The 13,788-nt window shown below is 58.9% G+C and carries 15 protein-coding genes and 1 pseudogene; 4 read left to right on the top strand and 12 right to left on the bottom strand.

Annotation, left to right across the window (positions count from 1 at the left end; all coding sequences use genetic code 11):
• Positions 1–44: 44 nt before the first annotated feature.
• The 3 genes from secB to IPI80_RS20915 form a co-directional block, all read right to left on the bottom strand.
• Positions 45–503 carry a protein-export chaperone SecB gene (secB, locus tag IPI80_RS20925; protein WP_413863296.1) on the bottom strand — a complete coding sequence of 153 codons (459 nt, stop codon included), beginning with the start codon at positions 501–503 and terminating at the stop codon, positions 45–47.
• A 116-nt stretch (positions 504–619) separates the two neighbouring features.
• On the bottom strand, positions 620–880 hold the full coding sequence (grxC, locus tag IPI80_RS20920; RefSeq protein WP_413863293.1) for a glutaredoxin 3: 261 nt from the start codon (positions 878–880) through the stop codon (positions 620–622).
• Between the two features lie 4 nt (positions 881–884).
• On the bottom strand, positions 885–1,292 hold the full coding sequence (locus IPI80_RS20915) for a rhodanese-like domain-containing protein (RefSeq protein ID WP_413863290.1): 408 nt from the start codon (positions 1,290–1,292) through the stop codon (positions 885–887).
• 100 nt (positions 1,293–1,392) lie between these two features.
• Between IPI80_RS20915 and gpmA the strand changes: the two genes are divergently transcribed.
• The 4 genes and pseudogenes from gpmA to IPI80_RS20895 all read left to right on the top strand — a co-directional run bounded on the left by gpmA (position 1,393) and on the right by IPI80_RS20895 (position 6,166).
• Positions 1,393–2,136: a 2,3-diphosphoglycerate-dependent phosphoglycerate mutase gene (gene gpmA, locus IPI80_RS20910; RefSeq protein WP_413863287.1), complete on the top strand. Its 744-nt coding sequence runs from the start codon at positions 1,393–1,395 to the stop codon at positions 2,134–2,136.
• A gap of 118 nt (positions 2,137–2,254) precedes the next feature.
• Complete coding sequence (locus IPI80_RS20905; RefSeq protein WP_413863284.1) at positions 2,255–3,694, top strand: S41 family peptidase; 1,440 nt, start codon at positions 2,255–2,257, stop codon at positions 3,692–3,694.
• A 19-nt stretch (positions 3,695–3,713) separates the two neighbouring features.
• Positions 3,714–4,469 (top strand): HesA/MoeB/ThiF family protein, encoded by a 756-nt coding sequence (locus IPI80_RS20900; protein WP_413863281.1) that lies wholly within the window; start codon positions 3,714–3,716, stop codon positions 4,467–4,469.
• Positions 4,466–6,166: pseudogene (locus IPI80_RS20895) on the top strand (SulP family inorganic anion transporter). The gene IPI80_RS20900 and the pseudogene IPI80_RS20895 overlap by 4 nt, the downstream one beginning before the upstream one ends.
• A gap of 95 nt (positions 6,167–6,261) precedes the next feature.
• Here IPI80_RS20895 and IPI80_RS20890 read toward each other — a convergent pair.
• From IPI80_RS20890 to IPI80_RS20850, 9 genes are all read right to left on the bottom strand, one after another.
• Positions 6,262–7,062, bottom strand: a complete 801-nt coding sequence (locus tag IPI80_RS20890) for a DUF429 domain-containing protein (RefSeq protein ID WP_413863278.1) — start codon at positions 7,060–7,062, stop codon at positions 6,262–6,264.
• Positions 7,063–7,142: 80 nt separating this feature from the next.
• Positions 7,143–7,565, bottom strand: coding sequence for a BLUF domain-containing protein (locus tag IPI80_RS20885; protein WP_413863275.1), 423 nt, complete (start codon positions 7,563–7,565; stop codon positions 7,143–7,145).
• A 3-nt stretch (positions 7,566–7,568) separates the two neighbouring features.
• Complete coding sequence (folE, locus tag IPI80_RS20880) at positions 7,569–8,270, bottom strand: GTP cyclohydrolase I (RefSeq protein ID WP_413863272.1); 702 nt, start codon at positions 8,268–8,270, stop codon at positions 7,569–7,571.
• Between the two features lie 102 nt (positions 8,271–8,372).
• Entirely contained in the window at positions 8,373–9,569 is a 1,197-nt protein-coding gene (clsB, locus tag IPI80_RS20875) for a cardiolipin synthase ClsB (RefSeq protein WP_413863270.1), read from the bottom strand.
• Between the two features lie 5 nt (positions 9,570–9,574).
• The gene (locus IPI80_RS20870) at positions 9,575–10,318 is read right to left on the bottom strand and encodes an endonuclease/exonuclease/phosphatase family protein (protein ID WP_413863267.1); all 744 of its coding nucleotides are present in this window, start codon (positions 10,316–10,318) and stop codon (positions 9,575–9,577) included.
• The gene (gene nudB / locus IPI80_RS20865; protein WP_413863265.1) at positions 10,315–10,821 is read right to left on the bottom strand and encodes a dihydroneopterin triphosphate diphosphatase; all 507 of its coding nucleotides are present in this window, start codon (positions 10,819–10,821) and stop codon (positions 10,315–10,317) included. Before nudB ends, IPI80_RS20870 begins: the two co-directional genes overlap by 4 nt.
• 49 nt (positions 10,822–10,870) lie before the next feature.
• A complete protein-coding gene (gene aspS, locus IPI80_RS20860) occupies positions 10,871–12,706 on the bottom strand; it encodes an aspartate--tRNA ligase (RefSeq protein ID WP_413863263.1) in 1,836 nt (611 codons plus the stop codon).
• Positions 12,707–12,755: 49 nt separating this feature from the next.
• Positions 12,756–13,409, bottom strand: a complete 654-nt coding sequence (locus tag IPI80_RS20855) for a DUF502 domain-containing protein (protein WP_413863260.1) — start codon at positions 13,407–13,409, stop codon at positions 12,756–12,758.
• A 23-nt stretch (positions 13,410–13,432) separates the two neighbouring features.
• A complete protein-coding gene (locus IPI80_RS20850) occupies positions 13,433–13,747 on the bottom strand; it encodes an FmdB family zinc ribbon protein (RefSeq protein WP_413863258.1) in 315 nt (104 codons plus the stop codon).
• Between the last annotated feature and the right edge of the window lie 41 nt (positions 13,748–13,788).

Raw genomic sequence — 13,788 nt, 5'->3', positions numbered from 1 at the left:
TACGCACTATCCACGAGGGCTAGCGGCCTAAAATACCTAAAACCTTATTGGGGCAGCGCGCCTTCGGCGGTACCGGCAGTGCGGGCCTGTTGTTGCTGCTCATACATGGCCTGGAAGTTGATTTCCGACAGGTGCACTGGCGGAAAGCCGCCGCGCTGGATCAGATCGGCCACGTTGCCACGCAGGTAGGGGTAGACGATTTGCGGGCAGGCGATACCCATGATCGGGCCCATCTCGTTTTCGGGCACATTGCGGATTTCGAAAATACCGGCTTGCTTGGCTTCGACCAGAAACACGGTCTTGTCCTTGATTTTGGTGTGCACCGTGGCAGTCACGCTCACTTCATAAATGCCTTCGGTCACGGGGCCGGCTTCCACGGCCAGCTGAATGTCCACGGAGGGTTGCTCTTGCTCCAGCAGGATGGCGGGCGAGTTGGGTTGCTCCAGTGAAGACTCTTTCAGGTATACGCGCTGAATCTGGAAAACGGGGGTCTGATCGGACATAAAACAGTCTTTCTAAATAAAACTAAACTAGCCCGGAAAACTCCGGACAGGCGGATAACGGAAATTTCGTTAATCGCGGATTATCTCAGGCCGGCAGGCGGTTGCCGCCAGCGCCCTCACGCGCCGTTGAGCAAGGGCAGCAAACCACCCTGGTTGTCCAGCGCGATAAGGTCATCGCAGCCACCCACGTGCGTGGAGCCGATGAAGATTTGTGGCACCGTGCGTCGTCCGGTCAGCTCCATCATGGCCATGCGCTCCTGCGGGGCAGTGTCTACACGCACCTCTTCGATGTGCTCGACGCCTTTGGAGCGCAAAATTTTCTTGGCCTGCACGCAATACGGGCAGACCGCGGTGGTGTACATCTTGACGGTTTGCATGGTGTCAGGCCTTTTCCACAGGCAGGTTGGCGGACTTCCAGGCCGCCAACCCGCCACCCAAGGATTGGGCCTGGTCGTAACCCAGCTTTTTGGCAATGGCCACCGCCCGCCCCGAACGCATGCCAGACTGGCACACCAGAATCAGGGGCGCAGTCTTATTTTTGACTACTCCGGTCAGCTTGGCCTCCAACTCACCGAGGGGAATGTTCTTGGCGCCACCCACATGGCCTGCGGCAAATTCGCTGGGTTCGCAGATATCAATGACCACGGCTTTTTCACGGTTAATCAGCAAAACGGCCCCATTTGCGTCCAGGCCTGCCGTGGCAGCACCCTGTATGACGGGTAGCAGCAGCATGGTGCCGGAAGCCAGAGCAATGGCGATCAACATCCAGTTATCCAATATAAATTTCACTTTATTCCTTGTCAGTTTCCGAGCATCGAGTCTGCCATTTTAGAATGGTGGCTGGTTTGTTGCAGAGCAGACCTTTTCCAACCCCCATTTGCGCCCGCCCATGTACACACTCGTCCTCATTCGCCATGGCGAATCCACCTGGAATCTCGAAAACCGCTTTACCGGCTGGACCGATGTGGAACTCACGCCCACCGGTATTTCCCAGGCCATGTCGGCCGGCAAGCTGCTCAAGGCCGAAGGCTACGAATTCGATATCGCCTACACCTCGGTGCTCAAGCGCGCCATCCACACGCTGAACTACTGCCTGGATGAAATGGACCGCATCTGGCTGCCAGTGGTCAAAGACTGGCGTCTGAACGAGCGCCACTATGGCGCCCTGCAGGGTCTGAACAAGGGCGACATGGCCAAAGAATATGGCGACGCCCAGGTGCTGGTGTGGCGCCGCAGCTACGACACCCCGCCCCCGGCACTGGATGCCAACGACCCGCGCGGCCAGCGCCAGGATCTGCGCTATGCCGGTCTGGCTGCGGATCAGGTGCCATTAACCGAGTGCCTTAAAGACACCGTGGATCGTGTATTGCCTTACTGGAACGAGACCATCGCCCCCTGTATCCAGAGTGGAAAGCGCGTCGTCATTGCGGCCCATGGCAACTCCATCCGTGCGCTGGTCAAGTACCTGGACAACGTTTCCGACGGTGACATCGTGGGCCTGAACATACCCAACGGTATCCCGCTGGTGTATGAACTGGATGCCAATCTCAAGCCGATTCGCCACTACTATCTGGGCGACGCCGAGGCAGCCGCCAAGGCCGCCGCTGCGGTGGCGTCACAGGGCAAAGCCTGAAATACCGGTACTGGGCCGGATTACCCCAGCATTTATCTACGCAGAACACCCCGCAGCGACGGAACTCGCATCGCACATACCACTCCAAGGTGTATATTGAAGTGGCACTGGAATACTTATGGGTCAAAAACTGAAAATTGCGGGTTGGATTGGATTGGGCATCATGGCTGGAGCGTTGACAACCGTCTCGCTCCAAACGGTGGCGCGCAACACCATGGCACCGCTGCCACTGGAAGAGCTGCAGCAACTGGCAGCCGCGTTCAGCATCGTCAAAAGCGACTATGTGGAGCCGGTAGACGAAAAAAAGCTGATCACCGAAGCCATTTCCGGCATGGTGGCGAGCTTGGACCCGCATTCCCAGTACTTTGACAAGAAATCCTTCAAGGAATTCAAGGAAGGTACCACCGGCAAATTCGTCGGTGTGGGCATTGAAATCACCCAGGAAGACGGTCTGGTCAAGGTCGTTTCGCCCATCGAAGGTTCACCTGCGTTTAGGGCCGGCATCAAGACCAACGACTTGATCACCCGTGTGGACGAAACTGCAGTCAAGGGCCTGTCCTTGAACGAGGCCGTCAAACGCATGCGGGGTGAACCCAACACCAAGGTGGTGCTCACCATTTACCGCAAGGATGAAAATCGTACCTTCCCCGTCACCATCATCCGGGAAGAAATCAAGCAACAGTCGGTGCGCGGCAAACTGATTGAACCGGGCTATGCATGGGTTCGTGTGAGCCAGTTTCAGGAACGCACGGTTGAAGACTTCGCCCGCAAGCTCGAAGAAATCTACAAACAAGATCCCAATATCAAGGGCTTGGTGCTTGACCTGCGTAATGACCCAGGTGGTCTGTTGAACGCTGCGGTTGCCGTATCGGCCACTTTCTTGCCCGAAGGCGTGCCCGTGGTGTCCACCAACGGCCAAACGACCGAAAGCAAGCAGGTGCTGAAAGCCACCGTACGCGACTACCTGGGCCGCGATGGGGCTGATCCGCTGAAGAAAATGCCAGCTGGCCTGAAAAAAGTGCCGTTGGTGGTGCTTGTCAACGAAGGATCCGCTTCGGCCAGTGAAATCGTGGCCGGCGCCCTGCAAGACCACAAGCGTGCCACCCTGATGGGTAGCCAGACGTTTGGCAAAGGGTCAGTGCAAACCTTCCGCCCTCTTGGACCTGATACTGGGCTGAAGATCACCACGTCTCGCTATTACACGCCCAGCGGCAAATCCATTCAGGCCAAGGGGATCGTCCCGGACATCATGGTGGACGATACCGTAGAAGGCAGTCCCTACGCGGCGCTGCGAATGCGCGAGGCAGACTTGACCAAGCACCTGGCCAGCGGACAGGGCGACGAAGTCAAGGATGAAGCCCGTGAAAAAGCGCGCGACGAAGCGCTGAAACACTTGGAAGAGGAATCACGCAAACCCGCCTCCGAGCGCCGCCCGCCAGAATTTGGCTCGGAGAAAGACTTCCAACTCATCCAGGCGCTGAACCAATTGAAGGGGCTTCCTGTGCTGGTGAGCAAGACCCAGGTTGAACGCAAGGAAGAAGTCAAGGACAACAACTAGGACATGGCGAAACAGTGCCATGGATGACACGCAGCTGCTGCGCTATTCGCGCCACATTCTTCTGAATGAACTGGGGGTAGAAGGGCAGGAGCGCATCATGCAGGCTCGGGTTATGCTGGTTGGCCTCGGTGGTCTGGGTTCACCGGCAGCCCTGTACTTGGCCACGGCCGGGGTTGGCCACCTGACCCTGGTAGACGACGACACCGTCGACCTGACCAACTTGCAGCGCCAGATCGCCCATACACAAGACCGCTTGGGCCAGCCCAAGGTGGAGTCGGCCCGCCAGGCCTTGTTGGCCATTAACCCGGAACTGCACATCACGGCGTTGGACGAGCGAGTCGACGCCGCACGGCTCGACACCCTGGTGGCCGATGCCGATGTAGTACTGGATTGCAGCGACAACTTCGCGACCCGACAAGCCTTGAACGCCGCCTGTGTGCACCACGGCGTGCCACTGGTATCGGGTGCGGCTATTCGTTTTGACGGGCAGTTGGCGGTCTACGATTCCCGCCGAACAGAGTCTCCCTGCTACGCATGCGTCTTCCCGCCAAACACCGCCTTCGAAGAGGCGCGTTGCGCCACCATGGGCGTCTTTGCGCCACTGGTAGGCATCATTGGCAGTATGCAGGCTGCCGAGGCACTCAAACTGCTCAGCGGTGCTGGCGAACCAGCCGTTGGGCGCCTGTTGATGCTGGACGGCCGCAACATGACCTGGTCCGACATCCGGTTGCCCCGCAACCCCATGTGCCCAGTTTGTCGTACAGCGCACCCATGAATCGCCTGGCTGCCTGGTTCCCGTTCCTGACCTGGCCGCGGCTTACCGCGCACCTGATGCGGGGTGAGGTAATGGCGGGACTGACCGTTTCACTCATCATCGTTCCGCAGTCCGTGGCGTATGCAGCACTGGCCGGCATGCCGCTCGTTACTGGCATCTATGCATCTTTCCTGCCGGCCCTGGTGGCGGTGCTGTGGAGTGGCTCGCCGCGCCTTTCTGTAGGGCCGACTGCGCTGTCAAGCTTGCTGGTCATGGCTGCGCTCTCCGGCCTTGCAGAACCAGGCAGTGCCCAGTGAGTAACCCTGGCGGTTTGGTTGGCCCTGCTCAGCGGGTTGATGCAGTTGGCGTTGGGTATCTGGCGCTTTGGCTGGATCCTCAACCTGGTGAGTGCCCCAGTGTTGTTCGGTTTCACCCAGGCCGCCACGGTGTTGATTATTTTTTCCCAGTTGCCGTCGTTGGTTGGCATGCAGGGTACAACGGCCAGTGCGTTTTCACTCTCGCAGGTGGACGGGTCTGCCGCAGCCTTTGGTCTGGGCAGTCTGCTGGCATTGGTGCTCGGGCGCGCGCTTGCGCCCCGTGTGCCGACGTTGATGCTGGTGGTCGTCGGTGCCGGCACCATCAGCTACCTGATCCAATACGCCGCACACGGTGGTCCGGTTGTCGGGGCGCTACCGTCCGGGCTTCCTGCCCTGTACTGGCCGGGAATCCCAAGCTGGACCGTGCTGGGAACTCTGCTGGTGCCGGCCATGGTCGTCACACTGGTGAGCTTTCTGGAAACCGCATCCAGCGCCAAGGTCGAAAATCAGCATGCGCACAAACCGTGGAACGACAACCAGGATCTGATCGCCCAGGGTCTGGCAAAGCTGGCGTCCGGGTTGACCGGCAGCTTCCCCACCAGCTCCTCTTTCTCGCGCTCAGCCATCAACCTGTATGCCGGTGCCCAAACAGGCTGGGCCACACTGGTCACTGTGGTAATGGTGTTGGCCGTATTGTTGTGGCTCACACCCGCGCTTTACCACGTACCCTCCCCGGTGCTGGCCGCTGTGGTGGTGGCCGCCATCAGTAGTTTGTTGCAGCCCATGCGGTTCGTTCAACTTTGGCGCGTGTTGCCAGTAGAAGCCTTCACCATGGCAGCAACCTTTGTGGTTACGCTGATGACCGCACCGCGCATTTACTGGGGCGTTCTGGCCGGCGTGATGGTGAGCCTGATTACGTTCCTGCACCACCGCTTGCACCCTCGCATCATCGAAGTCGGATTGCACCCGGACGGCAGCCTGCGCGACCGCCACCTTTGGAAGCTACCACCACTGATGGACCATTTGTATGCGCTGCGCATGGATGCCGAGCTCGACTTTGCCGCCGCCAGCAGTTTCGAGCGTAATATCTCGGACTTCCTGACAGCGCATCCCGATACCCGCCATGTGTGCCTGTTCGCGCATCCTATCAACCGCATTGACGCAACCGGCATCGAGGTATTTTCCGCACTCCGAACCAACCTGGCCGAGCAAGGCATTGCCCTGCATATCAGCGGCATGAAGCTGCCAGTGGAACAGGTCTTGATGCGGGCTGGGCAGTTACAACCGGGCATGCTGTTGCGACTCTACCGGACCGATGCGGAGGCTATCGCCAATCTGTCCGCTAGCCCGCCACCAACCGAAGCGTCGCACCATCCCAACCGCCCCATTGAGAGCACGTAAGTGGCGCGTGAATGCATGTCAAATGTCTACACACCACCAGTCGTTGATGCAAACCGGCCCCAGGTGCCCGACTGCCAATCGTTCAGGGACCCGGTTCAGGCACTCAGAATCCAGCCTTCCAGTGGGTCCATATACAGCGGTAGTCCGTAACGCGCATCACCTTGCGTGAACTGCCGCTGACCCCAAGCGGCCTGCATCAGGCACAGTACGGCATCCAGACTATCGCCCGAGCCATCCTCCACCAAAGCATCACGCTGCGCATGGGTGAGCTTCAGTCGCAGGCCCAGCCGGGTTTGGCCGATCTCCAGCGCATGGAGCAGGTCTTTGCGGGCGATCAGCCTGTCGTGCGTTTGTTTGGCCCGGTCATCACTCTTGTAGCTGCGCCGTCCCAGGGATTCTCGCGCCAGCAGGCCCGGGTACGCTTCCAGCGCAACACGCCGTGCAGTGGTGCCGTCTGCGTTGACTGCGGTGGCTGCTGGATCGGGTTCATGCAATCCCGGCAGCACCACACCGGCCTCCAGCAGACGCGGCACACCGGCGTGGAGCATGAAGGCAACCGGAGGATTGACCCATTTCATGGACGGGCTGGAACCAGCGGGGCCATCACAGGCTCGGTGAGCAAACTTTGCACCCGGTGGGCGGGCATGACAAAACGCCGAGAACGCCGCCCGAATGTCGTCACGGCTCAGGCTGGCATAGTGGTGCATGCACACCAGCCACGATTGCGGCCACCCCAAGGTCTGTACCAGTTCACGCGGCAGGCCAAAGGGGAGATCGAATCCACCAACCCATGCCGTTGGGCGAGCCAGGAAATGGGAAAATTCAGACAGTGAATACAGCGGCTCCAACCTGGCCAGCACCACTACGAAGCCGCGCAGTTGGCCCCAGGCCACCATGATGGGTTTGCGCCGTGAAGGACTACTCGAGAAATCACAACCCAACAAGTGCAATGCGGCCCCCGTAGGGACCACATGCTTCACACCCGCCCGATGATGGACGCAGTAGCCATCAATTCTTCGAGCAGGGCCAGCGACACGCTGCCCGAGACCGCATACGGGTCCAGCTCGGGTTTTTCAGCGTACTTGAGCAGGATGCTGTGATTAATTTTGGACATGTTGACCTGCCCCATGGTCCAGCCGCCAAAACGGCGCTCTGAGATTTCTTCGTAGTGCAGCAATACTACGTCCTTGTGGCGGATGTCTTTTTGGATGTGGCCATACAGCTCGCTCACCGCCATGCGCCCACCCTCAATGGCCTGCAGAAAGATCCCCCCGCCGTAGCACAAGATGCCGGTAATACCGCAGGTGGGGTTGTACTGGCGGGATTTGGCCAGAATGGTTTCAATGGCCTCGGGGCTGGGGTCCACCGCGCGGCTGGCATACAACAAACGGACCAACATGATTTAGCCTTTCCGTGGAATAAGGGACAGAAATTCGCGGCGCAGGTTGGAGTCTTTGAGGAACACACCGCGCATCACTGAATTGATCATCTTGCTGTCCATGTCCTTGACGCCGCGCCAGGCCATGCAGTAGTGGCTGGCTTCCATCACGATGGCCAGGCCGTCGGGCTGGGTTTTTTCCTGGATCAGGTCGGCCAGTTGCACCACGGCTTCTTCCTGAATTTGAGGACGGCCCATGATCCACTCGGCCAACCGCGCGTATTTGGACAGGCCAATCACATTGGTGTGCTCATTGGGCATAACGCCAATCCAGATTTTTCCAATCACCGGGCAAAAGTGGTGGCTACAGGCGCTGCGAACGGTGATGGGCCCAACGATCATCAACTCGTTGAGGTGGCCCACGTTGGGAAACTCAGTGATGGCGGGGCCCGTCACATATCGGCCACGGAACACTTCCTGCAGATACATCTTGGCCACACGGCGTGCTGTGTTGCCGGTGTTGTGGTCATTAACGGTGTCGATTACAAGGCTGTCGAGTACGCCTTTCATCTTGACCTCGACCTCGTCGAGCAACTGTTCCAGCTCGCCAGGTTCTACAAACTGGGCGATGTTGTCATTGGCATGGAAACGTTTGCGTGCGGCCTGGATGCGTTCCCGGATCTTGACAGAAACGGGTGTTCCTTGATCGGCATCAGTTGTGTTCATGGTGCTCTTCTTCTTCATTAACATCCAACAATACTACCAGCCTTTGACTAGTAATGTTTTTAGCCCGTAGCCCTCATGGGAATTACGTGCATAGCTATGAAATTAATAGCTCCTCCCAGTCAAAAACAGTGCCAGACGCATCACGCCAAAGGCCAGACGGTCCAGAAAACGCTGGTGCCAAGGACGTGCAGCGTATGCTTTAGGCTCCAGTTGCACACCTTGGGTCTGGATGGCGGCGAGCAAACTGATGCGCAGGGCATTGGCAAAAGTGGGGTCTTCCACCACTACGTTGGCCTCGCGCGCCAACAAGAAGCTCAAGGGGTCCAGGTTAGATGAGCCCACAGTGGCCCAGCGGTCGTCCACCACTGCCACCTTGGCGTGAAGAAAGCCGGCCGAATATTCATGGATTTCCACGCCAGCCGCCAGCAAAACCCCAAACACCGGTCTTGCCCCGTGGTACTGCATGAAGTACTCGTAGCGCCCCTGCAACAACAGGCGTACCCGCACGCCCCGCCGAGCAGCATGGATAAGCGCACGGCGCAGCTTGCCACCGGGCAAAAAATAAGCGTTGGCAATGAGCACGTCGTGGCGGGCATCTGCGATTGCCTTGAGGTAAGCGCGTTCAATACGGTTGCGATTGCGCACGTTGTCACGCAGGACCAGGGCTGCATTCACGCCGCCGCGCACGATTCTCGCCGGTTGCGGGCTTGCGGGGTGTAGATCTGGGTTCTTCCAGGTTTCGTGCGCATCGTCAAACTTCAGGTGTTCAAGCTGTCGCGTGATTTGAAGGCGGCCCCAGAACAGCGCCATGGTCTGGTGCGCCACCGCCACCAGCGGCCCGGTGACGCGTACCGCAAAATCAAAACGGGGAGACTCCAGCGCACCGTAGCTGGGGTCAACGTAGTCGTCCAGAATGTTGATACCACCGCAAAAAGCCACCTCCCGATCCACCACACAGAGCTTGCGGTGCATACGACGCCATACCACGGGTACCAGCAGACCCCAGCGCCCCAGAGGCGAAAACTGGTGCCAGCGCACACCAGCCTGCCCGAAGCGCTGCACCCATTCGACCGGCACCACCGGGGTACCGATGCCGTCGACCACCAGGTACACAACAACACCGCGCAGCGCCGCACGTTCCAGCGCTGCAGCAACCCGTTCGCCACTGGCATCAAAGTAAAAGATGTAAGTCTCTAACCACACCTCTTGCTCAGCCCCATCGATGGCGGCCACCAGAGACGGGAAGAACTCAGCCCCACCATGCAACAACTGCAAGTTGTGGCCGGCAGTCAAGGGCATTGGCTTCAATTCGTATTCACCGGCAGGTCAAACTCGGCAATCAGCGGCAAGTGGTCTGACATCCGTCCCCAAATGCGTCCATGGGGCACATGCAAGCCCAGGGGCGTCATCCCCCGGGCGTACACATGGTCCAGCTGCACCAGCGGTAAACGTGATGGAAAAGTCGCCTTGCGCGCCTGAACGGAGGCCACCAATCCCGCATCACCCAGCGCACCCTGCACGGTATTGCCCCAGTCGTTGAAATCACCCGCCACCACCAGCGGCGCATCCGGTGCAATCTCCCGCTCAATGAAACGCTGAATCTGTGCCAGTTGCCGCACCCGGCTGCCCTTGATCAGACCCAGGTGGATCACCAGCACATGCACCGCACGGCCATGCACCAGCACTTCGGAATGCAGCAGGCCACGTTGCTCGAAGCGGTGATCCGACATGTCCTCATGTTGGTGGCCTATCACCGGCCAACGCGTCAGCATGGCATTGCCGTGCTCACCGTGCTTTGTATGGGCATTAGTGCGGTAAACGGCGGTGTAGCCTTCTGGCGCCAGAAAATCAGCTTGGGCTTGTTCCGGCCAGTGAGCGAAGTGCTCAGCTTCTCGGCGGTGCAGTTTGCGCACTTCCTGCAAACAAACAATGTCAGCGTCGAGCTGCTCCACCGCATGGCCCAGGTTGTGAATTTCCAGGCGCCGCACCGGTCCTACGCCTTGCACGCCCTTGTGGATGTTGTAGGTGGCCACCCGTACTGTGGTCATGCAACACCCCCCGACGCCACCGACTCTAGCAAGGCCAATCGCGGTAACTGCAAAATGGCCTCCGCATTCGACGGCGAAAAGCAGGCCTCAGCCGCCTGGTGGTAAGGCAGCCATTGGTAGGCTGTGTGTTCGCGTGGGTTAAGCCGGACGGGGCAGCCGCGCGCCACCCGCAGCCCAAACAGGTGCTCAGTGTTGTGTGTCACACCCGCAGCATAGCGGTACAGCCACTGGGGGTAAATGGCATAGACGTTTTCCAGCTGCCAGTCCAACAGGCATGCGCCGCTTGAGTTGCCGGTGCGGCAGTCGATACCGGTTTCTTCCTGAACCTCGCGCTGGGCAGTGACTGCCCAGGGTTCATCCAGTACATCCTTGCTTCCAGTGACCGACTGCCAGTACTCGACCCCCAGATCTAAGCCATCGGCGCGACGAATTAGCAGCACGTCCAGCGCTGCGGTGTAGATAACCACGAGTACAGATTGAGGAATTTTGTAGGGTTTTGGCATAAAAAAAGGACGCCACCAGAGCGTCCTTTCATTGTGCACTAGCCAAGCTTCAGTCCGCTTTGGCGGCATCTGGATTCCGCAGACGGATATGCAGTTCGCGCAGTTGCTTCTCGTCAACCAGCGACGGTGCCTGGGTCAGCAGGCACTGGGCGCGCTGGGTTTTGGGAAATGCAATCACGTCGCGGATGGACTCGGCACCGGTCATCATGGTCACGATGCGGTCCAGGCCGAAGGCCAGGCCACCGTGCGGGGGCGCGCCGTATTGCAGTGCATCGAGCAGGAAGCCGAACTTGAGCTGCGCTTCTTCTGGGGAAATCTTGAGCGCGTCAAACACCTTCTGCTGCACATCGGCACGGTGGATACGGATCGAGCCGCCGCCCAGTTCCCAACCGTTCAAGACCATGTCGTAGGCCTTGGAGATGCACTTCTCGGGCGCGGTAACCATCCAGTCTTCGTGACCATCCTTGGGTGCTGTGAAGGGGTGGTGCGTCGCGGTGTAGCGCTGGGCTTCTTCGTCGTATTCAAACATCGGGAAGTCGACAACCCACATGGGGCGCCAACCCTTTTCGAACAGGCCGTTCTTCTTGCCGAAATCGCTATGGCCGATCTTGATGCGCAGGGCACCAATGGCGTCGTTGACGATCTTGGCCTTGTCGGCACCAAAGAAAATCAGGTCGCCATTTTGGGCACCTGTGCGCTCCAGCACCGCTTTGAGCGCCGTGCTGTGGATGTTTTTAACAATCGGGCTTTGCAGGCCCGGCCAAGGCTTGTCCTTGGTGCCTTCCCCGGCAGCAACATCATTGACGCGAATGTACGCCAGGCCCTTGGCGCCGTAGATCTTGACGAACTCGGTGTAGGCGTCAATCTCGCCACGGCTGATGCCGCCGCCTTCGACCGAACCGCCCGGTACGCGCAGGGCCACCACACGGCCATTTTTCATGGTGGCGGCGCCAGAGAATACCTTGAAGTCCACATCGGCCATGACGTCGGTCACTTCGGCAAACTTCAGGTTCACACGCAGATCGGGTTTGTCCGAACCATAAACGTGCATCGCTTCCTGGTAGGTCATGACCGGGAAATCGCCCAGATCCACACCAATGGTGTTCTTGAAAACGGTGGTGATCATGCCTTGGAACATGTCGCGAATTTCTTCTTCCCCCAGGAACGAGGTTTCAATATCGATCTGCGTGAATTCTGGCTGGCGATCGGCGCGCAGGTCTTCGTCACGGAAGCACTTGGTGATCTGGTAGTAGCGGTCAAAGCCAGCGACCATCAGCAACTGCTTGAACAGCTGCGGGCTTTGTGGCAGGGCAAAGAAGTGGCCATCGTGCACACGACTGGGCACCAGGTAGTCACGCGCGCCTTCAGGCGTGCTCTTGGTGAGCATGGGGGTTTCGATATCGACAAAACCATTGGCATCCAGAAACTTGCGCACTTCCATGGACACGCGGTAACGCAGCATCAGGTTGTTCTGCATGTACGGGCGGCGCAAGTCCAGCACGCGGTGCGTGAGACGAGTGGTTTCCGACAGGTTGTCTTCGTCCAGCTGGAACGGAGGGGTAACCGACGGGTTGAGCACCACCAACTCGTGGCACAACACCTCGATCTTGCCGCTTTTGAGGCTGTCATTGGTGGTGCCATCGGGGCGCGCACGTACAAGGCCCTTGACCTGGATACAAAACTCATTGCGCAGGCCTTCGGCGGTGCTGAACATCTCGGCACGATCGGGGTCGCACACAATTTGCACATAGCCTTCGCGGTCACGCAAATCCACAAAAATGACGCCACCATGGTCACGGCGGCGATTCACCCAGCCACACAGGGAAACGGTTTCGCCCATTTGGGCTTCGGTCACCAGACCGCAATAGTGAGTACGCATGGCCATTGCTTGCTTTCAGAACGCTGCCTTATGGGCAGCGGGTTGTGTAAATTGGTTATTTGCGGCTTGCCACCGGCAGAGCAGGCGCGGACGGTGGCACCGAACCCATGGAGATCACATAGGTCAGCGCCTGGTCCACACTCATGTCCAGCTCGATCACGTCGGCACGTGGCAGCATCAAAAAAAAGCCACTGGTCGGGTTGGGCGTGGTGGGTACATAGACGCTGACAAAGTCGGCACCCAGGTGGGTTGCCACTTCTCCGCTGGGGGTGCCAGTCTGGAATGCAATTGTCCAGCTTCCAGCGCGCGGGTACTGCACCAGCAGGGCCGTGCGAAAGGCGTTTCCGTTACTGGAAAACAGCGTGTCCGATACTTTTTTAACACTGTTGTAGATGGACTTTACGATGGGGATCGTGGTGATCATTCGGTCCCACTGCTTCAACCACCAGCGACCTGCTACGTTGGAAACCAGCGCTCCGGTGATCAGCATGAAGCCGGCCACCAACAGCACGCCCAGACCTGGAATGCTGCGCAGACGCTCGATCGCGGGTGACAGGCTCTGCGGTGTCACCGCCGCCAAACCGGACAACACACCGCTCAACACACCGTCCAGCGAGTTGACCAGCCAGGACAGCACCCAAATGGTGATGGCCAGTGGCAGCCAGACCATCAGGCCGGTCAGCATGTACTTTTTGAAGTGGAGGTTCATTCCGGTCTCGGGTGGGGTCACGTTCAGATGCTGGTAGCGGCGGGAGGCGGCGTTGCGGCCGGTTTGGACTCAGTCTTGGTGCCACTGTCAGACGCAGGCGCGGAAGCAGACGGAGTGGATTCTGCGGGCGTTGAAGCCGGTGCCGGGGGGGTACCAGCGCCCTTGAAGTCGGTCGCGTACCAGCCAGAACCTTTCAGCTGGAATCCGGCGGCAGTGAGTTGTTTCTTGAAAGTTGCTTGCGAGCAGGATGGGCACACATCCAGCGGTGCGTCGGACATTTTCTGCAATACATCCTTGGCAAACCCGCAGGACTCGCATTTATAGGCGTATATAGGCATGAATGAAAGCTCTGGCTTCGAGTTGCAAAGCCTTCAATTAT

Origin of the sequence: Candidatus Aalborgicola defluviihabitans (genome assembly GCF_016705985.1) — a bacterium.
Taxonomy (GTDB): domain Bacteria; phylum Pseudomonadota; class Gammaproteobacteria; order Burkholderiales; family Burkholderiaceae_C; genus Allorhodoferax; species Allorhodoferax defluviihabitans.
The sequence above is the reverse complement of the archived record's forward strand: the minus strand, read 5'-3'. Positions and strand labels throughout refer to the sequence as shown.

What these genes read in the sequence shown, in the direction of transcription:
- IPI80_RS20900 (WP_413863281.1), top strand. Translation starts at nt 3,714, where the DNA reads ATGGATGACACGCAGCTGCTGCGCTATTCGCGCCACATTCTTCTGAAT.
- clsB (WP_413863270.1), bottom strand. Translation starts at nt 9,569, where the DNA reads ATGCCCTTGACTGCCGGCCACAACTTGCAGTTGTTGCATGGTGGGGCT.
- IPI80_RS20855 (WP_413863260.1), bottom strand. Translation starts at nt 13,409, where the DNA reads ATGAACCTCCACTTCAAAAAGTACATGCTGACCGGCCTGATGGTCTGG.
- IPI80_RS20905 (WP_413863284.1), top strand. Translation starts at nt 2,255, where the DNA reads ATGGGTCAAAAACTGAAAATTGCGGGTTGGATTGGATTGGGCATCATG.
- nudB (WP_413863265.1), bottom strand. Translation starts at nt 10,821, where the DNA reads ATGCCAAAACCCTACAAAATTCCTCAATCTGTACTCGTGGTTATCTAC.
- folE (WP_413863272.1), bottom strand. Translation starts at nt 8,270, where the DNA reads ATGAACACAACTGATGCCGATCAAGGAACACCCGTTTCTGTCAAGATC.
- grxC (WP_413863293.1), bottom strand. Translation starts at nt 880, where the DNA reads ATGCAAACCGTCAAGATGTACACCACCGCGGTCTGCCCGTATTGCGTG.
- gpmA (WP_413863287.1), top strand. Translation starts at nt 1,393, where the DNA reads ATGTACACACTCGTCCTCATTCGCCATGGCGAATCCACCTGGAATCTC.
- IPI80_RS20885 (WP_413863275.1), bottom strand. Translation starts at nt 7,565, where the DNA reads ATGTTGGTCCGTTTGTTGTATGCCAGCCGCGCGGTGGACCCCAGCCCC.
- IPI80_RS20870 (WP_413863267.1), bottom strand. Translation starts at nt 10,318, where the DNA reads ATGACCACAGTACGGGTGGCCACCTACAACATCCACAAGGGCGTGCAA.
- secB (WP_413863296.1), bottom strand. Translation starts at nt 503, where the DNA reads ATGTCCGATCAGACCCCCGTTTTCCAGATTCAGCGCGTATACCTGAAA.
- aspS (WP_413863263.1), bottom strand. Translation starts at nt 12,706, where the DNA reads ATGGCCATGCGTACTCACTATTGCGGTCTGGTGACCGAAGCCCAAATG.
- IPI80_RS20890 (WP_413863278.1), bottom strand. Translation starts at nt 7,062, where the DNA reads ATGGTGGCCTGGGGCCAACTGCGCGGCTTCGTAGTGGTGCTGGCCAGG.
- IPI80_RS20850 (WP_413863258.1), bottom strand. Translation starts at nt 13,747, where the DNA reads ATGCCTATATACGCCTATAAATGCGAGTCCTGCGGGTTTGCCAAGGAT.